This window comes from Gemmatimonas sp., assembly GCF_041689975.1.
In the GTDB taxonomy this organism is placed as follows: Bacteria; Gemmatimonadota; Gemmatimonadetes; order Gemmatimonadales; family Gemmatimonadaceae; genus Gemmatimonas.
Window position 1 is genome coordinate 1 of record NZ_JBDNFF010000164.1, and the last position, 21,790, is coordinate 21,790.

Annotated in this window: 19 protein-coding genes; 7 read left to right on the forward strand and 12 right to left on the reverse strand. The window is 64.6% G+C overall.

Annotation, left to right across the window (positions count from 1 at the left end):
- Nucleotides 1-503 precede the first annotated feature (503 nt).
- Nucleotides 504-1,346 (reverse strand): alpha/beta fold hydrolase, encoded by an 843-nt coding sequence (locus ACESNG_RS10665; protein ID WP_373068910.1) that lies wholly within the window; start codon nucleotides 1,344-1,346, stop codon nucleotides 504-506.
- Between the two features lie 116 nt (nucleotides 1,347-1,462).
- Here ACESNG_RS10665 and ACESNG_RS10670 point away from each other — a divergent pair, with 116 nt between their 5' ends.
- Genes ACESNG_RS10670 through ACESNG_RS10695 form a run of 6 tightly spaced genes read left to right on the forward strand, consistent with a single transcriptional unit; the run spans nucleotide 1,463 to nucleotide 7,442 of the window.
- Complete coding sequence (locus ACESNG_RS10670; protein WP_373068928.1) at nucleotides 1,463-2,401, forward strand: NAD(P)H-binding protein; 939 nt, start codon at nucleotides 1,463-1,465, stop codon at nucleotides 2,399-2,401.
- Entirely contained in the window at nucleotides 2,398-4,533 is a 2,136-nt protein-coding gene (locus ACESNG_RS10675) for an ATP-binding protein (RefSeq protein ID WP_373060702.1), read from the forward strand. Before ACESNG_RS10670 ends, ACESNG_RS10675 begins: the two co-directional genes overlap by 4 nt.
- A complete protein-coding gene (locus tag ACESNG_RS10680) occupies nucleotides 4,530-4,919 on the forward strand; it encodes a YccF domain-containing protein (protein WP_373060701.1) in 390 nt (129 codons plus the stop codon). Before ACESNG_RS10675 ends, ACESNG_RS10680 begins: the two co-directional genes overlap by 4 nt.
- 8 nt (nucleotides 4,920-4,927) lie before the next feature.
- Complete coding sequence (locus ACESNG_RS10685) at nucleotides 4,928-6,520, forward strand: amidase (RefSeq protein WP_373060700.1); 1,593 nt, start codon at nucleotides 4,928-4,930, stop codon at nucleotides 6,518-6,520.
- Nucleotides 6,520-6,939, forward strand: coding sequence for a hypothetical protein (locus tag ACESNG_RS10690; protein WP_373068912.1), 420 nt, complete (start codon nucleotides 6,520-6,522; stop codon nucleotides 6,937-6,939). Before ACESNG_RS10685 ends, ACESNG_RS10690 begins: the two co-directional genes overlap by 1 nt.
- On the forward strand, nucleotides 6,909-7,442 hold the full coding sequence (locus tag ACESNG_RS10695) for a hypothetical protein (protein WP_373060699.1): 534 nt from the start codon (nucleotides 6,909-6,911) through the stop codon (nucleotides 7,440-7,442). Before ACESNG_RS10690 ends, ACESNG_RS10695 begins: the two co-directional genes overlap by 31 nt.
- Before the next feature lie 18 nt (nucleotides 7,443-7,460).
- Here the strand turns inward: ACESNG_RS10695 and ACESNG_RS10700 are convergent, their stop codons facing one another.
- The 10 genes from ACESNG_RS10700 to ACESNG_RS10745 form a co-directional block, all read right to left on the reverse strand.
- A complete protein-coding gene (locus ACESNG_RS10700; protein ID WP_373068914.1) occupies nucleotides 7,461-10,463 on the reverse strand; it encodes a WD40/YVTN/BNR-like repeat-containing protein in 3,003 nt (1,000 codons plus the stop codon).
- 23 nt (nucleotides 10,464-10,486) lie between these two features.
- Nucleotides 10,487-11,434 carry an alpha/beta fold hydrolase gene (locus ACESNG_RS10705; RefSeq protein ID WP_373060697.1) on the reverse strand — a complete coding sequence of 316 codons (948 nt, stop codon included), beginning with the start codon at nucleotides 11,432-11,434 and terminating at the stop codon, nucleotides 10,487-10,489.
- 48 nt (nucleotides 11,435-11,482) lie between these two features.
- A complete protein-coding gene (locus ACESNG_RS10710; RefSeq protein WP_373060696.1) occupies nucleotides 11,483-12,010 on the reverse strand; it encodes a hypothetical protein in 528 nt (175 codons plus the stop codon).
- Nucleotides 12,003-12,692 (reverse strand): dienelactone hydrolase family protein, encoded by a 690-nt coding sequence (locus ACESNG_RS10715; RefSeq protein WP_373068916.1) that lies wholly within the window; start codon nucleotides 12,690-12,692, stop codon nucleotides 12,003-12,005. Before ACESNG_RS10715 ends, ACESNG_RS10710 begins: the two co-directional genes overlap by 8 nt.
- Before the next feature lie 65 nt (nucleotides 12,693-12,757).
- Nucleotides 12,758-13,768 carry a proline iminopeptidase-family hydrolase gene (locus ACESNG_RS10720; protein ID WP_373058778.1) on the reverse strand — a complete coding sequence of 337 codons (1,011 nt, stop codon included), beginning with the start codon at nucleotides 13,766-13,768 and terminating at the stop codon, nucleotides 12,758-12,760.
- A gap of 3 nt (nucleotides 13,769-13,771) precedes the next feature.
- Nucleotides 13,772-15,730 carry an LVIVD repeat-containing protein gene (locus tag ACESNG_RS10725; RefSeq protein ID WP_373068918.1) on the reverse strand — a complete coding sequence of 653 codons (1,959 nt, stop codon included), beginning with the start codon at nucleotides 15,728-15,730 and terminating at the stop codon, nucleotides 13,772-13,774.
- 80 nt (nucleotides 15,731-15,810) lie between these two features.
- Complete coding sequence (locus ACESNG_RS10730) at nucleotides 15,811-17,952, reverse strand: serine/threonine-protein kinase (protein WP_373068920.1); 2,142 nt, start codon at nucleotides 17,950-17,952, stop codon at nucleotides 15,811-15,813.
- Between the two features lie 216 nt (nucleotides 17,953-18,168).
- The gene (locus ACESNG_RS10735) at nucleotides 18,169-19,434 is read right to left on the reverse strand and encodes a HEAT repeat domain-containing protein (protein ID WP_373068922.1); all 1,266 of its coding nucleotides are present in this window, start codon (nucleotides 19,432-19,434) and stop codon (nucleotides 18,169-18,171) included.
- Entirely contained in the window at nucleotides 19,427-20,044 is a 618-nt protein-coding gene (locus ACESNG_RS10740; RefSeq protein WP_373058786.1) for a GAF domain-containing protein, read from the reverse strand. Before ACESNG_RS10740 ends, ACESNG_RS10735 begins: the two co-directional genes overlap by 8 nt.
- A gap of 144 nt (nucleotides 20,045-20,188) precedes the next feature.
- Nucleotides 20,189-20,458 (reverse strand): hypothetical protein, encoded by a 270-nt coding sequence (locus ACESNG_RS10745; protein WP_373058788.1) that lies wholly within the window; start codon nucleotides 20,456-20,458, stop codon nucleotides 20,189-20,191.
- A gap of 341 nt (nucleotides 20,459-20,799) precedes the next feature.
- On the opposite strand from ACESNG_RS10745, the gene ACESNG_RS10750 reads away from it, so the two are divergent.
- Complete coding sequence (locus ACESNG_RS10750; protein WP_373068924.1) at nucleotides 20,800-21,396, forward strand: DUF3047 domain-containing protein; 597 nt, start codon at nucleotides 20,800-20,802, stop codon at nucleotides 21,394-21,396.
- A gap of 48 nt (nucleotides 21,397-21,444) precedes the next feature.
- Here the strand turns inward: ACESNG_RS10750 and ACESNG_RS10755 are convergent.
- A partial coding sequence (locus ACESNG_RS10755; RefSeq protein WP_373068926.1) for a DEP domain-containing protein occupies nucleotides 21,445-21,790 on the reverse strand: 346 nt, incomplete at its 5' end.

Consider the following 21,790-nt stretch of genomic DNA (forward strand, 5'->3'; position numbering starts at 1 on the left):
CGTGAAACTGTTCGTGGCAGAGAACAAGGCGGACGTTCGCGTGATGCTGTGGCCGAGATGAGGGCTCCCGTGCGCCGACATCTCGTCCGCTGCCAGAAGCACCCGCAGATCATGCAGAACCTGTTCCACGAGCAGCACGTGCAGTATGCCGCATGACAGCACTATGCACTAATTAGCGGCCTGGTCAGTAACCCCAAGAGCCATATGTGTTGGACTGTTCCTCTGCGTGCTCTGCGCCTCTGCGACCTCCGCGTGATCAGTTCAGCAGGCTGTCCGTCGATGAGTGATCCGTTCAGGGGCAGATCACTGGCGGCGATGCTCGGGTCGATCGAGCACTGATCACGCAGAGCAACGGAGAACGCAGAGGCGCAGACGTCTCTTACCGATAGGTCCGCGGCCATGGTCGGTGAGGCAACGCAGCGGGCCGATGGGCAGCGAGTCACCCACACGAAACCCCGAAGAGCTGAGGGAAAGAGGTGGTGATCAGTTCAGCGATCTCAAGGTTACGCGTCACGCAGGAACTGCTCAAGATCTAAACGGAAGCGCTCGGCGAACGCGTACGTGCGCTGCGGGAAGTGATCCGATCCCACGTAGTGCACAATGTCGAGCGACGGATTCACCGTGCGAATCCGCTCCGCATGAGCATCAATGAACGCCGCACCCAGCGTGGCATCACAGCGGATCAGCTTCGTTGGCCGACGGAACGGCACCGTCGTGTCGAGCCCCGCAAAGCTTTCCTGCACCGGAATCCGCCAGCAGGTGGGATCTTGGCGCTGCAGCGCCGACGCGTGGCTCATTATCTGCCGGTGTCCCATATGGTCGGTGAAAACACCGCCCGACGGATGCGGCGTATTCGCCACCGCAGCGACCCAGGCATCGAGAGGAGCTGCAGCCTCACGGAGCTGCGTGATCATCCCGATCAACAGCGCGAACCGCTTCGGATACACCGTACGTGCAAACTCCTCGGGAATGCCGAAATACCATGCCGGGTCCAGCATCAGCACCGAGTGCACCAGAGCACTATCGCTTTGGGCCAGGGCACCGGCCACGACGCCACCCAGCGAGTGACCGACCACATGCGTCGGCGCCCCGATCACGGCCAGCATCGCTTCCGCGTCCGAGACATAGTCGGCGATGGCGTAGCGCCCGGCGCGCCCCGAATGCCCGTGTCCACGAAAGTCCAGCGTGTACACGCGATAGCGATCGCTCAGCTCGACGGCCCAGTCGTACCACACGTCACGACTGTTACTGATGCCGTGCAACAGCAGGACCGGCGGTGCGTCCGGCCGGCCGTACACCGAGGCCGCGAGGGCCAAACCGGCGTTGTCGATCGTGAGGTCGTTCATGGGCGCTCGCGTGTCCGAAATAAGAAGAGGGAAGGTACGCCGTGGGCCTCTGCATTCCCAGCGGAGGGCCCGCGCGCCATCTTTCCGCAATGACCTCACATCCGCTTCGCGTATTCATGCTCGGCGCTACCGGCACCATCGGTCGCGCCACGGTGCGCGCGTTGATTCGCCATGGACACGCGGTCGTTTGCTTTGGTCGTGCGGGTGCGACCGCCTCCCCAGGCGTGACCGTACGCGAGGGTGATGTCACCGACCCCGTTTCGATCGCCCGCGACGGCTTCATGGGTCAGCACTTCGACGCGGTCGTGTCCTGCCTGGCCTCGCGGTCCGGCGTGCCACGCGATGCATGGGCCATCGACCATCAGGCGCATCTACAGGTCCTCCGTGCGGCACAGACCGCCGGTGTGCCGCAGATGGTGCTGCTCTCGGCCATCTGCGTGCAAAAGCCACTGCTGGCCTTTCAGGAGGCCAAGCTCGCCTTCGAAGCGGCGCTTGTAGAATCCGGGCTCACGTGGTCGATCGTGCGCCCCACGGCGTTCTTCAAGTCGCTGTCCGGACAAGTGGACCGCGTGCGGCGCGGCAAGCCGTTCCTCGTGTTCGGCGATGGCACGCTCACCGCGTGCAAGCCGATCAGCGACGACGATCTGGCCGAATTTCTCGTGGGCTGCCTCACCGATCCTGCGCGGCAGAATCGCGTGTTACCAATCGGCGGTCCCGGCGAGGCACAGACGCCCCGTGAGCAAGGCGAGCAGCTCTTCGCCCTGCTCGGACGCGAACCCCGCTTCAAGCATGTGCCGGTGTTATTGCTCGATACCATCATCGGCGTGTTGAGCGTGCTTGGTCGCGTGGTACCGCCGCTCGCCGACAAGGCACAACTGGCCCGTATCGGTCGCTACTACGCCACGGAATCCATGCTCGTCTGGGATGCGTCGGCGCAGCGCTACGACGCGGCGGCCACGCCGTCTACAGGCCAGGATACCCTCGTGGACTTCTTCGCCAGGCGACTGCGTGGCGAAGCGGCCGACGATCGCGGCGAACACGCGGTTTTCAAATGAGTAATTCCTTCGGTACGGTGGTCGTGTCCGATGCCGCCGAGTGGCGGACAACGCTGCTCACGGTCATCATGCGCACCGGGCTGATCCTCGGCGTGCTGGTGTGCATTCCCAGCGTCATCATGGCGCTTCGTGCCGGGCTTCTCGGTGTCGTGTTGATCGATGTGCTCGCGGTGGTTCTACTCGCGACGCTCGTTGTGCTGAAGCAGCTGCCCTTCACGGTGCGCGCGACAGTGTTCTGCCTGATCCTGTATGGCCTCGGCGCGGGGCTGGTGGTGTGGGTCGGCTCGATCAGCCAGATCTTCTTGCTCGGCTTTTCGATCATGACGACGCTGCTGCTCGGAACGCGCGCCGGGTTGGCGGCCACGGTACTGAGTACGATCACGTTGCTCCTCATCGGATCCGTCGGATTTGCCGCGCCGGACACGTTCATGGTCGCGTCGTCACAAGGTCGGAGCGGCTGGATCACGATTACCCTGAATTTCGCGCTGATCGCCATTCTGCTCACTCTGGCCATAGACGTCGTCATTACGGCCATGGAGAAAGCGCTGCGTCAGGAGATTCTCGCCCGTTCGTCCTTTGAACGCCAGCAAGCCGTGCTGCGCACACTGATCGACGCGATGCCGGACGTCGTCTTCACAAAAGACAGCTACGGCCGCTTCGAGCTTGCCAATCGCGCCGCCTGCATCCAGTTCGGGAAGGAACGCGAGGATGAAGTCATCGGACTCTCGGCGTTCGATATTTGGCCGTCGGAGTTCGCTGCCGTGCGTGACGCCGAAGACGCGCAGGTGCTGTCCGGTAACGCGATACTCAATTCAGAGGGATCCCGCCCCCTACCCGATGGCAGTACGCGGTGGTTCCTGGTGATCAAGGTGCCGTTGCGCAACGCGCAGGGGGAGATCACCGGACTGGTCGGCATCAGTCGTGACATCACCGATCGTAAGCTGGCCGAGGTGCAGCGGAATCAACTGCAGCAGGAGCTCCAGCAGTCACAGAAAATGGAGGCGGTCGGACAGCTTGCCGGTGGTATCGCGCACGACTTCAACAACCTGCTCACGATCATCACCGGTCACAGCGGGCTCCTGCTGTCACTACCGGATAGTTCACCGGACGTGCAGGAGTCCGTTCAGGAGATCTCCGACGCGGCCGATCGGGCCGCCGCCCTCACGCGCCAGCTGCTTGCCTTCAGTCGACAGGCATTGTTGCTGCCGGAAGTGATCGATGTGAACGCGATCGTGCTCAATACGTCCAAGCTGTTGCGCCGCCTGATCGGTGAGGACATCTCGCTCAGTACAACGCTCGACTCGCACGTCGCGGCCGTACGCGCCGACCCGAGTCAGTTGAATCAGATCCTCATGAACCTCGCGCTGAATGCTCGTGATGCGATGCCGACCGGTGGTGCGCTCAGCATCGAGACCCGCAACGTCGAGGTTGATCACACGTTTACCGGGATGCAGCTGGGCGTACCGCATGGCCCGCACGTGATGCTCCGGATCACTGACAGCGGAACCGGCATGACGCCCGATGTGCTCTCGCGCATCTTCGAGCCGTTCTTCACCACCAAGGGCCTGGGCAAAGGCACCGGACTCGGGCTGTCGATGGTGTTCGGCATCGTGCAGCAGAGCGGCGGCGGCATTCACGTGCACAGCGAAGCGGGACACGGGTCGACGTTCAGGATCTATCTACCCGCCGTGTCCACATCAGTGTCCACCATCGTCGAGAACGGCACCGGCAGTGTGCGAGGCGGTGCGGAAACGATCCTGCTGGTAGAAGACGACAGCGGTGTCCGGGCCCTCGCGTTGCGTGCGTTGCAGTCGCAGGGCTACGACGTGCTGACCGCACGCGACGGCGTCGAGGCGCTCGAGGTCGTCGCCTCGACCGCCAAGCCGATTGCGTTGCTCGTGACCGATGTGGTCATGCCGAATATGAGCGGCCCGGCACTGGTGGAAGCCCTGCGGGAACGACTGCCGCAGATTGCGGTGCTCTACATGAGCGGGTATACCGACGATGCCGTCCTTCGGCACGGCGTACTGGAGGCGGAAGTCGACCTCATGTCAAAGCCCTTCACGGCATCGACGCTCGCGCAGAAAGTCCGCGCGGTGCTCGATGAGCATTCTATACGAGCGAGTTCATGACCTTGCTGCTCAACATCCTGTGGTTCGTCATCGGCGGCGGCTTCGTGGCCGGGATCGCGTGGATGCTGCTCGGACTGCTACTCGCGATCACCGTGGTCGGCATTCCCTTCGCCGTCGCAGCTTTTCGCATCGCGGGCTTCGCCGCCTGGCCATTCGGCCGCACGCTGGTCGACGCGCGCACCGTGGGCGAAGACCAGATCGTGGGTACGGGTTTCGCCAACCTACTCTGGATCATCTTCGCCGGCATCTGGCTCTGGATTTCGCACGTGCTTGCCGGCATTGCTTACTGCGTGACAATCATCGGTATTCCGTTCGGCTTCGCGCACTTTCGGCTGGCTGCGGTGTCGTTTGCACCGCTTGGCAAACGCGCGGTCGACCTCCCGTAACGCCCGCCATGTCGCCTACTCGCCGCGAAGCCCTCGCACGGCTCAGCGCCTTGCTTGCCATGCCTATGGTTGGCTGGCCCGCGCGTGCCAGCGATCCACTCGCGGGCACGATCGCACAGTATCAGGCGGGACGCCTCCGTGGTGATTTCTCCGCCGTCGAGGTCACCAATGAGGCGCTCACACGCAGTCGCGCCTGGAATGGCACGTTGCGCGCGATCGATCAACTGGCCGATAGTGCAATCGCCGAAGCGCGCGCGTCGGACGCCCGGGCACGACGCGGCGCGTTGATCGGCCCCCTCGACGGCGTCCCGCTGTTCGCCAAGTCGATCTACGACATGAAAGGGCTGCCCACCACGGCGTCGAGTGCGGAGTGGGCGCGCCTTTTCCCCGCGCCGGCCACCCGCGATGCGCTCGAGGTGCAGCGGCTTCGCGCAGCTGGTGCCGTGCTGCTCGGCAAAACGACCGCCGACGATTTCGCGTACCGCGGCAACGGCACCAGCTCGCTTACGGGACAGGTGCGCAATCCGCACGATCGTGCCGGATTGCGGACGCCCGGCGGATCGAGCGCGGGATCGGCGGTGGTCGTTGCCTGCGGTATGGCCTTCGCCGCCCTTGGCACCGACGACGGCGGATCGAATCGCATCCCTGCTCAATTCACCGGGGTCGTGGGAATGAAGCCGTCGTTCGGGCTGGTGCCGCGCACCGGCGTCATTCCCACGTGGCCCTATCTCGACACGCACGGCCCGCTGGCACGCACCGTGGCCGATGCCGCGCTCATGCTCGATGCGATTGCGGGCCCCGATGCATCCGATGGTCTCGCCGATCGCTCCCCGTATACCAGTGGCCGGCTCGGTACCCTTCGCGACGACGCACTCGTGGGCGCTCGACTCGGACTCGTGGAGTTGCACGTGCCGCGCGCGCGGATGACTGCCGAATGCATCGGCGTGTTCGACCGCGCGATCACGGATTGTGTAAGCGCCGGTGCCGTGGTCGAAGCGTTCGTGCCACCGGTGGATCGCGTGAACGTGCGCAATGTGTTCGCCACCTTGGCCACTGCTCGCGGTGACGTGGTCCCGAATCACAACGCACCCGCACCAACAGCCAACGCACTCCTGCGCTACTTCGCCAGACGTGGTGACGCAGAGCGAACCGTTGAGCGCAACGTCCAGCGTGGCCTCGCAGCCTTCCGTGCCTTCTACGACGTACTACCCGCCGACTGGGATGCCGTGCGGCAACTCATCGTGCAGCCGTACGAGGAAGATGCCGCGAGTATCTCGTTCGCCCGTTCGCGCGAACAAGCCGTGGCACAGCTGGCTGCATCATTCGCGGCAAGACGTATCGACGCCATGGTGTACCCCACGATGCCGTTCGGTGCGCCAATCGCGACCGATCCGTGGCCCGACGTGCGCACCACGCTGGGCTACGGCAACTGGCTCGGACTGCCCGAGGTCTCGGTGCCGGCCGGCTACGGCGTGAACGGCCTGCCCGCCGGCAATCTGTCGTTCGTGGGCCTCCCCGGCAGCGATGTGCGCCTGCTTGCGCTGGCACACGCGTATGAGCAGCGCTCGCAGCGCTTCGTGGCACCGCCAACACCGGCGTGATGGCCAGTCTACTGGTGCGTACGCGCGCCATCATCCCGGCCCTCACGGTGACACTCATCGTAACGGTCGGCTGTCGCGGCGACGTCAGCAATGGGCCGCCGTTTGATGCTCGTCTCGCCGCGGGCAGGTGGGGTGGCGACAGCGCCGGCGTGCTCGTGAACGACACGATCGCGCACGTGCATGTCGGTTGCACCTACGGCAATAGACGCGGCCGCGTGCCGCTCGACGCCGATGGTCGCTTCACAGCCGTGGGCAGCTTTCTGCTGCGGGCCTATCCCGCCGCGATCGGGCCGACGATGCCGGCGCAGTTCGTCGGTCGCGTGTCCGGGGCGAAACTTACCGGGCGTCCGCGCCGCGCTTTCCTAATCTTACCTTCACTCATCAGATCATGCGCACACGTTTCACGACACTGCTTTTAGCGTTGGCCCTCAGCGGCTGCGCGTCGATCGCGCGCGCACGCGGGCCGAACGTCGACCTACCCAGCGGCGATGCCCGGCGCGTTGCCGTCATGGCTGTCGTCGACTCGGCGCTCGGACACATCAATAGCGGCGACCTGATCGCGCTTTCGGATCTCATGCTCCCCGAAGCGCAGTTCTTCCCCGCTCGGGAGCAGACAGGTCGCGGTGGCACCTACACGGTGCGCACCATGGCAGCGCAGCGAGCCGCCGGCAAGCGCGCGCCGATCATCGAGCGCGGCTATGACGCGACCGTGCGCGTGGCCGGCACGATCGCGAGTGTGTGGATGCCCTACGATTTGTGGGCCGAAGGCAAGTGGTCGCACTGCGGCATCGACTTGCTCACGCTGGTGCAGGTGGGTTCCACGTGGCGCATTGCCAACTTTACGTACACGGTCGAGCAGCCCCCGGCGTGCCGGATGCATCCGGATGGTGTGCCGGCAGGCTACAAGGCGCCTCCGAAGTGATCGCGGAGTCGCTGGTCCCTACTTCGCCATCCACCGCGCCTTGAGCACCGCGTAAGCCGCCAAATGCGCCTTCGCTGTCTGCACCATCGCCTCCGTAGCCGGCGCGTCGCTCTCCTGCAACACGTCGATCACGGCCTGGTGTGAAGCGGCAACGCCCCCGAAAGCATCCTGACCCGCGAACGTCGTACGCCCGCTCGATCGAGCCTCGGCGGCCAGGGCCTGCGCTTCAACCATCGCGTCGTACAATGCCAGCGACAGATCGTGCTGCTGCGTAAGCCCGGCCCGCGCTGTCTTCACTCGCGGGTCCATGCGCACGGTGAACGTGTGCGACTGTATCGCGCCATCGACCGTGAGGCGAGCGGTATAGACACCCGGCATCACCCACGGCCCCTCGGGCTCGCACTTCGTGTTGTGGGGCGTGGCCGAGATCGGCAGTGAGCACTCGAGGCTTGGTCGCGCATAGTGCAGGTCCCACGTGAAGCGCTGCAGCCCGGCCTTGGCACTCGGTGCCGCGGCCGCGCGGAACCAGTAGCGCGGCCAGTTGCCGGCGTCGGTGGGCAGCGGCGTGGGATCTGTGCTCGTAAACGTGCGCAGCACGCGACCCGCCGCGTTCAGAATCTCGAGCGACACCGCCTGCGCATCACGTGACAAGAAGTAGTCGATCATTGCGCCGTCGGGCGGATTCTCCGCCCGCGGTTCATCGGGGGGCACCGGTGTATCGGTGTACATCGAGTAGCGCACGCGGGTGGCGACCGCCGGCTTGAACAACGTTGCCGGCGCCGTCGCGCTGTTCTCGTTCCACTGCCGTAGTGCCGTTGCGTTGTCGAGAATCCAGAAACCACGACCGTGCGTCCCCACCGCGATGTCGTCGTCCTTGATCACGAGATCGCGGATTGAAATCGCCGGCATATTGCCGCGCAGCGAGTGCCAGTGATCGCCATCGTCGAGCGAGAACCACACCTGTGTTTCGCTGCCCGCGTACAGCAAGCCGCGTCGCTTCGGATCCTCACGTACCACGTTGATCGGCGCATCGGTAGCGATGCCGCTCACGATCTCGGTCCATGTGGTACCGCCGTCGCGGGTGCGATAAATATGCGGCCGCAGATCATCGAGGCGTAGCGTATTCACCGCCGCATACGCCGTGGTGGCGCTGAAGTGTGACGCGTCCATGATCGACACTTTCCACCATGCACCGATCTGCGGCGGGGTCACGTTGCGCCACGTTTTACCGCCGTTGCGCGTGATGTGGACCAGGCCGTCGTCGGTGCCTGCCCACAGCGTATTCGAGTCCACGTAGCTCGGCGCGATCGTGTAGACCACACCACGGCGCGTGGGCTTGGCGGCCGGCGTACTCGCGTACTTGCCCACGCTGGCGGGCACGCTCCACGTGTCGCGTGAGAGATCGTCACTGAGTCGCGTCCAGCTGCTACCGCCGTTCACGGTACTCCACACCACGTTGGTGCCGTAGTACAGCTTTCGCGGATTGATCGGCGAAAAGAGAATCGGCATGGTGCGTATGCCGCGGAAGTAATCCGGCCCGCTGCCCGCCGCACCTCGCGTGCGTCCCACGGTGGGACTCACGTTCTGCGTCTGCCCCGTGCGACGATCGAATCGCGACACCGTGCCACCGTACACGATGTCCGGGTTGAGCGGATCGGGGGCCACGTAGCTGTACTCACTCGCACCGACCGGGCGCCAGTCACGGTAGGTGATACTGCCGTCGTCGCCACGACTGCTCACGCAGGCCGAACCCGATTCCTGCTGGCCACCGCACACGCGGTACGGCCACGCATTGTCGGTGGTGACGTGATAGAACTGTGCGGTGCCCTGATTGTACCACGAGCTCCACGTCTCGCCGTCATTCACCGTGATCACCGCGCCCTGATCGGCTACCAGCAGCATCGTGGTCGGCACCAGCGGATTGATCCACAACCGCTGATAGTCGTCGCCCCCCGGTGCTCCGCGCAACGCCGTCCACGTCACGCCCGCATCAGTGCTCTTCCAGGCTACCACGTTCATGGAGTACAGCGTGTTCGGATCGCGCGGGTCCACCGTCACGGCGGCGAAGTCGTCACCACGTCCGAAAATGCGATTGTCCGACGTGGTCCGCGTCCAGGTCGCCCCGGCGTCGTCGCTGCGATAAAGGCCGCTCCTGGCCCCCGCCGTGGCCGTCACGTAGATGCGCCGCGGGTTCGTGGGGCTGATACCGACGCCCAAGCGTCCGAGCCCCTCGGCGGTGGTGGGCAATCCGCCCGCCAGCTGGGTCCACGTGGCGCCGCCATCGGTGCTCTTGAACAGCCCCGAATTCGGTCCGCTCCACGCCGCGTTCTCCCATGGCCCTTGACGTGCTTCCCACAGCACCGCGTACACCGTGTTCGGATCGTTCGGCGAAAGCACGACATCGGCGCCACCGGTGTTCTCGTCTTTGTAGAGCACGCGCTCGAACGACTGTCCGCCGTTCACCGAGCGGTAGATGCCACGCTCCGTATTCGGCCCGTACGGATGACCCAACACCGCCACGAACAGCCGCTCGGGGTTGGTCGGGTCGATCGCGATGCGCGGAATCTGTTGCCCGTCACGGAGTCCCAGATGCGCCCAGGAGCGACCGGCGTCGTTCGACCGATACATCCCATTGCCCGTACTCAGATCGGGGCGCTGCAGCCCTTCTCCGCTGCCCACGTACAGGATGTTCGGATTGGACGGTGCCACTTCCACCGCGCCCACCGAGCCCGTGTTCTGGGCATCGAAGATGGGATTCCATGTGCGGCCGGCGTCGTTGGTCTTCCACACGCCGCCGTTGGTGGCCGCCATATAGAACACATTCGGCTGCGTCGGTACCCCCACGGCGCTTTTGGTGCGCCCGGCGCGGAAGGGGCCGATGTGACGCCAGCGCGGCCCCTGCACCGCTCCGCCCGGGAACGTGGCTTGGGCCGCGACCACGCGTGAGAGCGCGAGCATCGGCAAGGCGGACGTGAGCAGGAGCGCGGAGCGGACAAGCCGACGGAAGCGGAGCACGAGCATCTCGGAGAAAGGATCAGAACGGATCAAGGAAGGGAACGCGGGTGCGCGCGAAAGAACTCCTGCATCTTCGCATGCACCAGCGCCGACTGCTCGATGTGCGGCAAATGCCCCGCCGAGTCCACGGCAAAGAATTCAATCGACGGCATATGCGTGCGCGCCACCGCGGACAGCGCGATGGGCACCGTCCGGTCCTGCTTGCCCCACACCAACAACGCGGGCACGCCCGTCTTGCCCGCCGCCGCAAACAGCGCGCCGAAATCCGTGCGGCGCATCGTGAACGCACTGCGCAGCAGCGCGCGACCGAAACCGTCGTAGCGCATCTGCGGTCGGTATTGTTCGGCCCACGTGGGGAATTGCTCCGGATGCAGAAAGTCCGAAGCCTGCCCCTCGGCCATGCCCGGCACCTGCGTGGTCTGCCAGATCCACGGGCCCACCACCGGCCACGACAGGAATCCCGGCAGCTCACGCGCCGTACTGGCCGGGTCGATCATCGTGAGCGTGCGCACGCGCGCCGCATGTCCGGCCACGTAATGCGACGTCACGTATCCACCGAACGACAGACCAACCAAATCGATCGGTTGCGTGATATGCAGCGAATCGAGCAACTCATCGAGCTGCGCATCGTACATCGCGCCGTCGTACGCCGCATCCGGACGGTCGGACCAGCCGCGACCGTACACGTCGTACCGAATCACGCGGTAGCCGGCCGCGCTGAGAGCCGTCGACGTGGAATCCCAGATGTACGACGGCACCGAAAAGCCGTGCACCAGCACCACCACGCGCCCCGTGTCGGGGCCGGCAATGTCGTAGTGGGTCACGCCGCCCGAGAGCGCCACGAATTGACCGGGCACGCCGGTGCGGGCCGCCGCATTCAGCGGCCCCTGCTCGGGGTTCCTCCACGAGCCGTAGCCCACGAGCGCCGCGCCAACGACCGCGAGCGTGACGATACCGAATCGAACGAAACGCACCATTGCACCCAAAGAGAGAAGGTCGTGAATGACTACGCGATGACGTGCGCCCTATTCGACAGGCATCAGCGCCCGGGTCATTCTCCACGAGGCCAGCACCGTCTCGGGGACATGCGCACTCGTCGCCCTCGCGTCGGCCCATGGCAGCATCGTGCGTGCCGCATCGGTGCACAACAGCTCCGGCCGCGGCGTGATGCCCACGCGGCCCAGGTCGAGCCGGTCCGCATCCCAGCAGGCCAGCAACGTCGGATGGCCGGTGGTGTGGCCATCGGTGTGCAGCAAACAGGCTTCGTACAGCAGGTCGAAGCGAGCGTCGTCGAGATGCACCAGCGTGCCGCGCAGCGAACGCGCGAGCTCGCCGCCCCGTTGGCCATGACCGTCGTCGCGATGCTGATTCACCCGTCGTGAATCATGAAACAGCGCGAACAGCGCCACGACGTCCGCGTCCGCGCCGTTCGATTCGGCCACCCGCAATCCGTTCTCGATGACACGCGCCCAATGCACCACGCCGTGAGCGCCGTCCAGCGGCAACGCGTAGCCGCGCAGGATTTCTTGCAGAATCAGCGCATGATCATGCATGTCGCGCGCGCGCAGCGCTCTTCGGCCACGCCGTAGTGGCATGCAGGAACGAACGTCCACCGCCCCAGCAGAAGCCCACGATGCCGTACTTCGGCAACGCCGACGGCAATGACATCCCGTACTTCGCGACCGCATCCAGAATGCGCGTGCCAACCTCCGGCGTGACCTGTCCGATCGCCGCGCGCCCCTGATCGGACGCCGAATCGGCCTCGAGATCCCCCGTGCGGTACATCGTCGTGAAATCAGGCGCGATAGCGATGAACCCGTCGGCCACCAGCTGTTCTGCCACCGAACGCGTCCACGTGTTGATCCCGGTGTTCTCGTGCAACGCGATCACGACCGGCGCCTTGTCCTTGCGCTCCGGATAGACCACCCACGCCATCACACTGTCCGTCGCATTCACCTTGGTCGCCACCCACTCGGCGTGACGCGGCGACGCCGCAAGGCGAGCGGCCGCGGTGCCGGCCGACGCCGGGATCCCACCGGATTGCTGCGCTGATTCGCTCGGCATGGTGGAGACCACGACGACGGGCATCGACGACATCTCGCGCCTGGCGTGCTCGTCGGCAGCGGCGGCCATCGACGCCGTGGGTGTCGCGGCAGCGGCGGGTCGCGCCCGCCCGGCGGCGAAGCCGGATCCGGCGAGGGCAGCGGCGGCCGTCAGGACAGGAATCATGCGCATGGAAGCTCCCAAGGGTGGTGTGTCAGTATGGAGCTAAGCGACGGGACATAGGGTCCGTCAAGGCGCTATCGTTTCGGCTTCTCGACCTCAGCCAGGAAGGCACGCACGGCGGCGATGTACTCCGCCGGTTTTTCACGCATTGCCGCGTGCGCCCCGCCCGGAATCACCACCAACCGTGCATCGCGCATGGTCTTGCGGAATTCCTCGAGCGTCGTCGGGCGTGCTTCATCGAATTCGCCCGCGATGAACAACGTCGGCGCGGTGATCTCGTCCATATCCGCCGAGCGCGTCCATGACTGGAGCGTTCCGTTCGACAGGAACTCCGTGGGTCCCCACATCTGACGGTAGATCGTATCGTTCCCCTTCACGCCGGCACAGCGCGCGATCGGCACGGTCGGCAACCGCTTCACGTGTCGTGCGTAGAACGAATCCGTGGCTGCGGCGTACGCCGGCGAATTCAGCGTACCCGCCTTCTCGTTTTCGTCCAGTACCTTCTGGATCGATTCCGGCAGCTGCTCGCGCAGACTGTCAGCGTCAGCAATCCACCGCGGCGTCGAAATGAGCGGACTGCTCAAGATCACCGACTTCACCCCCGTCGGCTTGGTGGCAATCATGTATTCGGCCGCCAACGAACCGCCCCAGGAGTGACCGAGCAGGTGGACACTATCCAGCGCGAGCGCGCGGCGTACGGCGTCCACTTCCTGCACGAAGCGCGGGAAATTCCAGAGGGTTGTGTCGGTCGGATGCTCGGAGCGACCGGAGCCCAACTGATCGTAAAAGATGATCGGCCGATCGTTGGCAAGTGGCGCAAGCACCTCGAAAGAACACGACGTGCCGCCGGGGCCGCCGTGCATCGCCAACAGCGGCACGCCCGCGCCGTTGCCGATCTTACGATACCACACCTTGCCGCCGGGCACGTCGATCATGCCTTCCTGCGACGGGAACGTATCCGTCACGACCGCCGCGACGGTGGTGTCGGCCACGGTTTCGGACTTCGGGGTGCAGGCAGCGAGTGCGCAGGTAGCGGCGAGCGCACTCGCGGTAACGACACGCGATACGACAAAAGGTGAGATCATCAGTTACATCGCCAGCGCCTGCAAATCCTGCAGCGCCTTCTTCAGCAGGTCCACCTTCGCCGGATCGCAGCTGCGATTGGATTCCACGTCGGTCACCAACTTGCTCAGGGCACCGTTTCGCGCCGCGCCGCTCGCCTGCTCGGCGCTGGCGATCTGCGACCGGATGTCACTGATCCTGGCCGGCGCTACACAACCCTTTCGCTCCAACTGATCCGTGAACGCCTTGGCCAGCGCGAAGCTGGGCGGCCACGAGATCTTCGGCTGGCCCTGCGCATTGAGATAATCCCACTTCACCGTATTCGCGGCATCGATCTCGTTCTGCGAGATGAACTCGCTCGGTATCAACTGCGCCACGTCCATACCACGCGCGATTTCCGAGCTCACGATGTTGCCGTTGTACCAGTACACCGACCACGAGCCGCCCATTTCCATACGCGTGCTGTCTACCGGACCACGATCGAAGCTCGCAATCTCCTTCGGGTGCGCCGCATCGGTCCAGTCGAACACCGAGATACCGCCCTGGTACCACGACTGCACCATCACGTCACGACCGGGAATTGGAATCAGCGAGCCGTTGTGCGCCACGCAGTTCTCGTTCTTGCTCTGATACGTGGGAATTTTGTAATAGCTCTGGAACACGAGCTTCTTGTTCACGATCGCGAAGATCGCGTTGGCGCCCCATTCCGGCTTGTCCAGCGCACGGCATTTCGGCGAACCACCACCACCCCACTCGTCGCTGAACAGCATCTTCGTGCCGTCGTTGTTGAACGTGGCCGAGTGCCAGTAGGCGAAGTTCGAATCGGCCACGGCGTCGAGACGTACGGGTGCGATCGGGTTGCTGATGTCGAGCAGCAGGCCGTGTCCTTCGCAGGCGCCACCCGCCAAACCAAGCGCGGGGTACACCGTGATGTCATGGCACTGCGACCCTTCGCTTACACTGGTGGCAGCCACCGGCGGCTTGTCCATGCCCTGCGCGGCGAACATGCGCGTTACGAATGCGTTGACGACCGGGCGTGCCGCTGCGGTATCCGCAGCCGTCGCAACCGTTGCACCACGCGCCTTCATGATGCTGTCCAGCACCGGCTGTACCAACTGATTCGGCAGAACCACCTCTTCGTTCATGGCCGGAATCATGATCGTGAACGCACCCTTGGCCTTGGCCGCATCCATGTCAGCCTTGTCGGCCGGCGACGCCCCGTGGCTCTTCGACGCGCCCAGTCCCGCGAAGATATTCGCGCGACCGACGACGGCCGCCGCAGCCGGATCGGCGAGCGGCACCTTGATGATCTCGATACGCAACCGCGACGAGTTCGCGTCGCCGCTGGGCGCGGCCACGCACTCGGCCAACTCACCGGCCGGACGGATGCCCGACGAACCCGACACGTAGATGTAGACGTTGTTCTTGTCCTTCGGATCTTCGAGCACCGTGTGCGTGTGTGAACCGCGGCACGTCTGCACATTGGCCACCAGCTTGGGCTCACGAATGTTCGTGATGTCGAAGATGCGCACGCCACGCACGCGGTCCTTGCTCACGACGTCCTTCACACCACCGGGCTTGCAATCCACGCGGCCATTCATCGCTTCGGCCGACATGAACATCAGATTCTTGTACACGCTCACGTCGTTCTGCGAGGCCGGGCATTCGTACGCGACCACCAGCTTCGGCTGCGACGGGTTGCTGATATCCCACACCACGGGGCCGTTGTAATTGCCCTGAATGACGTAGTTGCCCGTGAAGGCGAGGTCGGAGTTGGTCTCGCCGAGAAACCCCTTGGGCGACACGGACCTCGATACGACCTTGAGGTTCGACGTGTACTCCGCCGCGTCGAACAGACCGGCCTTGAGGTTGTTACGGGGATCGCTCGCGGGGGAGGGCGCGGTAACCGGCTTTCGTGGCGCACAGGCGGCAAAGGCCGCCGCAGCGGCAACGACCAGCACGGCGCGGGTAGGAAGAGTATGCATATGGATTCGCGGGTGGCGGGAGTAAAGAATATCAGTAATGTACGGTGGGACAAAAGTAATGTTTCGCCGGCGCCTCACAGCTACCGGGCCAACGCGTCTCTCCAGGGAGCGAACTCGCCGTACAATCGGCGCACCAACGACTCAGAGAGCTGAATGCGCGTGACGTCGCCACCTCGTGTTGCATCGCGTACCAGCACTTCGACCTTGGGGAACGTGGCGTCGTCGCGCGGGATGAACGCCGTGGGCGGAATCGTCGCCACAAAGGTATTGAAAACCTTCTTCCCCGCCGCGAGCTGCAAGGCGCCGTTCACCACGGCGGGCAGCTGCGCCGCACCATCGAGGTGCACTGCCACACCATCGCGGAGGAGCTCAACCGCAGTCACGTCGCCCTTCTTGAAGTCGACCACACGATCAGGCTCGAGCGTGGGCCACGGCGTCTTGTCAGGGGCTACCTCCAGCACATACACGGCGCGTCGGCTCGACACCAAGCCATTCCACGCACTCCATCGCTCGATAGGGTCGGCCGCGTCGTAAGCGCTACCGTCTGCTTTCGTCGTGTTGTCTTTGAACACCCGTGCCGTCTCGGCACGCGCCATGAACATCGGCGTCGCCATGATCACCACTCGCACATCGTTGCTTTTCACGATGTGTGCCTTGACATCGATCCCACGCTGGATCATCGCGCGTGCCGGCGCCTCCGGATAGCGCGCCCGTACCGCTGACGCGCTGGTAATGCTGTCGGCCAGAAGCTTCGCACGCGTTACGGTCAACTTCACCGAGTCGGCCTTAGCCTTTTTCAGGCGACCGGTCGCCGCCTTGTCTCCCGCATCGACACTGGTCGGTGCAGGCACTTTTCTCTCGGCAGCTGGAGGCGTAGACGTGCTCTCGGGCTTCGCCGACGAGACCGACGCGACACTTCGCGCCAACACCGGCGACGTGACCGCCGCCATGGAATCCATCACGGTCGGCACTTCCGATGTCGCCTTACCACGGCTCACCAGGTACAGCGCTACCGCCACCGAGACGGTCATCACTCCGCCGATGATGAACGGCCAGCGCGCCTTTGGCTTGGCGGTCGGCGCTACCGTGACCGCCGCGCCAGCGCCATTGGAACCGGCTCCCGCCACGCGCATGCTGCCGCTGCGAGAGTCGACCGCTCGCTCTCCCGACAATACCAGAGCACTCGCACCACCGGGCGCACGCGCGACGATGCTGGCGGTCCGTGCGTCGAGGGCGCGACGGTACATCTCCGTCGTTTGCGTCGGCGTCATGCTGTTGATCGTTACCGACAGTGCCTCGGCAAAATTCGCGGCCGATTCAAACCGTTCCGACGGCTCGGGAGACAAGGCCCGGTTGAACACCTCCTGCAGCGACTCCGGCCACTCCACCCCTTCGCGAGCCTGCTGCAGCGACTGCGGTCGGCTCGTGAGCCGCAGGATGAGCGCCTCCTTCGTTGAATAAGCCGGAAACGCCTGCTTGCCAGTGAGTGCCACGAACGCGACCAACGCCAGCGAATACAGATCACTGCGCGCGTCGAGCAAGTCGCCCGCCAGCTGCTCCGGCGACATGTACTCCGGCGTGCCCACCGCGTAGCCCGTTCGCGTGACCTTCTGGTCTCCACCACCGATCGTTCGCGCGATGCCGAAGTCCACGAGCTTCACGAAATACGTGCCGTCTACGCGCTTACCGAGCATGATGTTGTCCGGCTTGATGTCGCGGTGCAACATGTTCATGTCGTGCGCTACTTGCAGACCGTCAGCCGCCTGACCGATGATGTCCGCGACCTCTTGCGGGTGCAGCGACGTGTCGCTGGCCATGACCGCAGACAGTGTCTCGCCATCGATGTATTCCATCGCGAGATACACCACGCCCTCCGCGCTCTCTCCGAAATCGAAGATCGCTGCGATATTCGGGTGTGACAGCTGGCTGGCGTTCTCCGCCTCTCGCGTGAAGCGCTGCAGCGCCTCGACCTCATGTACGAGGGACGGTCGCATGATCTTGACCGCGCTCTTGCGCTTCATGCGCACATGCTCGGCCAGGTACACCTGGCCCATGCCACCTTCGCCAAGCTTCGACACGATACGATAACGTTCCGCAATGACGCTGCCGATCAGGTCTGCCAACTGTCCACCACGAATGAGACGGGAACCGTCTTTCGCGCAGAAGTCCACGTCGTCGTCGTAGGCTTCGCTACAGCGGGGGCAGATATTCGACCGAGTCACACGCAGCGTGGGGAGGAGGACGAAACCTGTAATGCATTGGGGGGCATGTACACAGTTTAGCACGGAGCACGATCTTGCGATTCGTCGATCGGCCGGCCGCCGGTACTTATGGCGAGCTCGTCTATTTCAAGCTGCCGTGACGACCCGTCCCGTGGGAAAAGAACACAGCGGCGGTCCGCCCGACGCCGTGCGGACCGCCGAACGAGAGCGGAACGGTCAGGTAGATGCCTCGACCACGCGGCTCTGACGTGTTTGGGCTGGCCAGCGATCCACCAGTCGTCGAGTGAACGGGAACGCCGCTTTAGGCTTTCTATGCGATAACAGCTCGACGCCGTAGATGAGCAACTCGGGATCCGATTCACCCGCGCACTTACGTGCGCAAAAACGCACCAATGCCGCGTTCACGTCGAGGTCAGGATGCGCCGCCGCGCAGTCGAGGAGCGCGCGTTGCGTATCGACATCGCTTTCAGCACGCAGGCCGGCATCGAGTGCCGAAGCTGACGGAGCCGCGGCGATATGTGTCCACGCCCGCCAGGCCGCCTCACGTACACGACCGTGAGAATCACCGACGGCGCGATGCAAGGCACCCAGAGAAGCGGGTGTCTGCAACGCACTCAAGGCGGTCACCGCCGCGGCGCGGACACGCGAGTCCTCATGGGAGAGAAGGACACAGAGCGCCTCGTCGGCCGTGACGACCCGTCCTTCTCCGAGCAGTGCGGCCGCGTTCCGTGCAACGAACCACAACGGATGAGCGAGCGCCGTGATCAGATGCGAGCAGCCGTCCTTGATCTCGAGAATCGCCTCGTAGAGCATACGACGTTGACTGCCACTGGTCGACTCCGCCAGTAGCAACAACAGCGCCTCCGTAGCCTGCGCCCCCGCAGCCCGAAGCGCGTTTCCCATCGGGCTGTTCTCGCCGACGGACGCGCCGGTGAGCACTTCGCGACACAACAGAAAAAGCTCATCGGCCATGATCGCGCGCCCAGAGCCATGCGAAGCGAACTCGGCCAAGAGGCTCTGCACCTCTAGAGAGGTGGCAGACGACGCTTCGGGTCCGTTCGGCTCGACCGTCGCGTGAATTCGCCACGCACCGAGCTCGTGCCATAGTTCAGTGAACGATTGCGCCGCTGTTGACTGCGAGGTGACCAGTAACGCGAGGAATTGGAGAAGTTCACGGTCGCTTGCGCCGGCCGCGAAGCTGACGCGCTGCACCCGATGCTGTGTCATGAGGGCATGCCACGTGCGATTCGTACGCGTGCCGAGAGCGGAGCCGTTGGCGCGCACCCTCCCGCTTTCCACCACCAGCGTTATTTCCCCACGCCGCAGCAACACCATTGCGCGCTGCAGATAACCATGCAAGCTCAACCCCGGTGCCCCCGCCGACAACAGGTCGAGCAATTGCCCACAAAGGGTGGCGAAGTCGGCAGCAGGCAGAGCGGGCAGCTCGACGTCATTTACGGGCGCTGTGCTTTGCTCACTCACGACAGGCCTGCGATCGTGCGCGAATCTCGGCCATCGCCGCGGCTGCCAGATTCTCGAGAAGACTCAGGTCGTCGTCCGCCCACGCGCGAGGCTTGGTATCGATCGCGCAGAACGCCCCGAGCGTCTGACCCTCTGCGTTGCGCAACGGCACGCCGGCGTACGCGACAACGCCCAGATCGCGGCGCGCGAGGTTGTCGCGCACCAGTTCACTGAGGGCAGCGTCCTCGACCAACATAGCGCAGTCGCTCGTCACCACGTACTGGCAGAACGAATGTGAGAGCGGCGTACCACGGTCGTCACCGGCAAACCCCTCAAGACCGGCAAGCCCCGGAAAGTGCTGCCCGTGATCGTCGACGAGCGAGACAAGCGCGACCGGCACCGCGAGCAACGCACACGCGATGCGCGCGAGCCGATCGAGAATCGGCAGACCGACGCCGTCGAGTAGGAGCGAGGCTTCGAGCGCCGCGAGTCGGGCAGGATCGGTGAGCCGTGCCATGTGCACGGCGGGCGAAAGCGGGACGGAGTCGCTGGAGAAGGGCATATGCTGCTGTCGGAAGACCGCGTGCGCCATCCAGTCGGCCGAAGGGCGAGCGACTACGGCGCCGCTCAAGGGAAGACGCCGTAAACTCCGCATCGTCACCCCGGAATCGCCCTAATCCAGCTGGTCGCGGCTTGCGATCAGAACGACGCATGACGGAAGCCACGTGGCGCTTCGAACATGTAGCACGAGAGTTCGACCTTGACGTCGTTCGGATCACGGAGAGAGAGAGTCCAAGAAGCCCCGATCGCACTGTTCACCGCGGATGCCGAGTTGCTGGAGCCGCGCTGGCGGCTGTTGCAACGTGGCCTTCGACACGCTGAGCGCGATCTGCTGCAGCCAACCGACCACACGCGGGGCGGAGCGGCCCGCGTCGGGCGTATGCTCGGTCGTGACCACTGTGCGCAGGCGTCCGTCCCCAGGATCGAAACACAAGTGATTTTCGGACTCGCGCCCGAGGTTGGGCTGTTCGACGATGAATGGCATCCCCGAACGCCTTGCCAGAAGTCTATCGCAGACTGACGCGCCGAGCCCACGAGCGTGATGTGGTGGACACCCTGAACCCGAATGCGCTGCATACTCACTCGATCGCGAGAGCGGCGGCCTGAAGAATGCTGCAACGTGCACTGATGAACGCGAGATAGAAAATCGAGCGCCTCCGGATTGTGCCGACGCGCTACCTTGGAACACCGGGAACGATACGATGACCTCTTTCGCCGTGCGAGACTGCGCGGCAGCACCCCAACTCACGGCGACGCATGAGCCGATCACGTATCGTATGGTGCGCACTACTTCTCACCGCATTCGGCGCGGCGGAACCCGTCGACTTGCTCCGCCTTCACACCATCCGCCTCGGCGGCGGGCTGCCACCCGTGTGGAGTGCGATTCCGGTACGCCGCCAGCGTTCCCCGACGGCAACGGTTCTCGATTCTGCCGGCACGCGATTTGTGCGGATCGCCGGCACCGGGAGTGCGGGTTGGTTCGTCAACCGTCTGGACGCACCGGAAGCTCCCTCGACCATGCGACTCGCCGTCTCGTGGCGCGTGCTGGTCGCTCCCGCCGGCGCCGACCTGCGTGCAGCCGCTACTGACGATGCCGCGCTGCGCGTGTTCGTGGTGTTTGCCACGCAGGGAATTTTTGAACGGACGCCGCGCACGCTGTTCTACACATCCGGTACCGGTGAACCGTCGGGGTATAGCCGGCCCAGCTTTCAGTCGCGCACACTCCATGTGATCCGGCTCGAGCCGGACGCTGCCTCGACCGCGTGGGTCGAGACCGTGCTCGATCCGTTCAGCGACTATCAGCGTATCTGGGGCGGCACGCCACGTGCCGTCGTCGCCGTGGGCCTGATGCAGGACACGGAGCAAACTGGCGGCACCGCCATCGCCGATGTGCGCGCGCTCTCGTGGAGGTCGCGACGGTAGTTCGCGCCGCGCCGACACAAGGATCGCTGCGCCGTGAAGAGAAGCACCTCACCGTAAGCGATACAGCTCACCGGTCGGTTCGAAGGGACGGTCGTCGAACACGTGGAGCACGTCTCCGCGAAGCATCAACGCCGTGGCCACGCCCGTGGCGGCCGCCGACGTGAGCGCGAAACGGGCGCGCAGCCATCCACTGAGTGCTCGTCCGGAAAAGCTGTTGTCATACCAGAGCAGATGCCGTCGGCGCGCGCCCACGGCGATGCCATCTGGATCGCGGAGGCGACGCGCCACTGCATCGAGATCCGGTAACGATTCGTGGGATGTTACGCCGTCGTTTGCGTTCGCGACGAAGCGAAAGAATAGGAATGCATCGGCGAAATCATGCTCGGACGCCACA

Excerpts from the sequence above, each read along its gene's own strand:
- ACESNG_RS10665 (WP_373068910.1), bottom strand. The coding sequence starts at position 1,346 with ATGAACGACCTCACGATCGACAACGCCGGTTTGGCCCTCGCGGCCTCG.
- ACESNG_RS10670 (WP_373068928.1), top strand. The coding sequence starts at position 1,463 with ATGCTCGGCGCTACCGGCACCATCGGTCGCGCCACGGTGCGCGCGTTG.
- ACESNG_RS10675 (WP_373060702.1), top strand. The coding sequence starts at position 2,398 with ATGAGTAATTCCTTCGGTACGGTGGTCGTGTCCGATGCCGCCGAGTGG.
- ACESNG_RS10680 (WP_373060701.1), top strand. The coding sequence starts at position 4,530 with ATGACCTTGCTGCTCAACATCCTGTGGTTCGTCATCGGCGGCGGCTTC.
- ACESNG_RS10685 (WP_373060700.1), top strand. The coding sequence starts at position 4,928 with ATGTCGCCTACTCGCCGCGAAGCCCTCGCACGGCTCAGCGCCTTGCTT.
- ACESNG_RS10690 (WP_373068912.1), top strand. The coding sequence starts at position 6,520 with ATGGCCAGTCTACTGGTGCGTACGCGCGCCATCATCCCGGCCCTCACG.
- ACESNG_RS10695 (WP_373060699.1), top strand. The coding sequence starts at position 6,909 with ATGCGCACACGTTTCACGACACTGCTTTTAGCGTTGGCCCTCAGCGGC.
- ACESNG_RS10700 (WP_373068914.1), bottom strand. The coding sequence starts at position 10,463 with ATGCTCGTGCTCCGCTTCCGTCGGCTTGTCCGCTCCGCGCTCCTGCTC.
- ACESNG_RS10705 (WP_373060697.1), bottom strand. The coding sequence starts at position 11,434 with ATGGTGCGTTTCGTTCGATTCGGTATCGTCACGCTCGCGGTCGTTGGC.
- ACESNG_RS10710 (WP_373060696.1), bottom strand. The coding sequence starts at position 12,010 with ATGCATGATCATGCGCTGATTCTGCAAGAAATCCTGCGCGGCTACGCG.
- ACESNG_RS10715 (WP_373068916.1), bottom strand. The coding sequence starts at position 12,692 with ATGCGCATGATTCCTGTCCTGACGGCCGCCGCTGCCCTCGCCGGATCC.
- ACESNG_RS10720 (WP_373058778.1), bottom strand. The coding sequence starts at position 13,768 with ATGATCTCACCTTTTGTCGTATCGCGTGTCGTTACCGCGAGTGCGCTC.
- ACESNG_RS10725 (WP_373068918.1), bottom strand. The coding sequence starts at position 15,730 with ATGCATACTCTTCCTACCCGCGCCGTGCTGGTCGTTGCCGCTGCGGCG.
- ACESNG_RS10745 (WP_373058788.1), bottom strand. The coding sequence starts at position 20,458 with ATGCCATTCATCGTCGAACAGCCCAACCTCGGGCGCGAGTCCGAAAAT.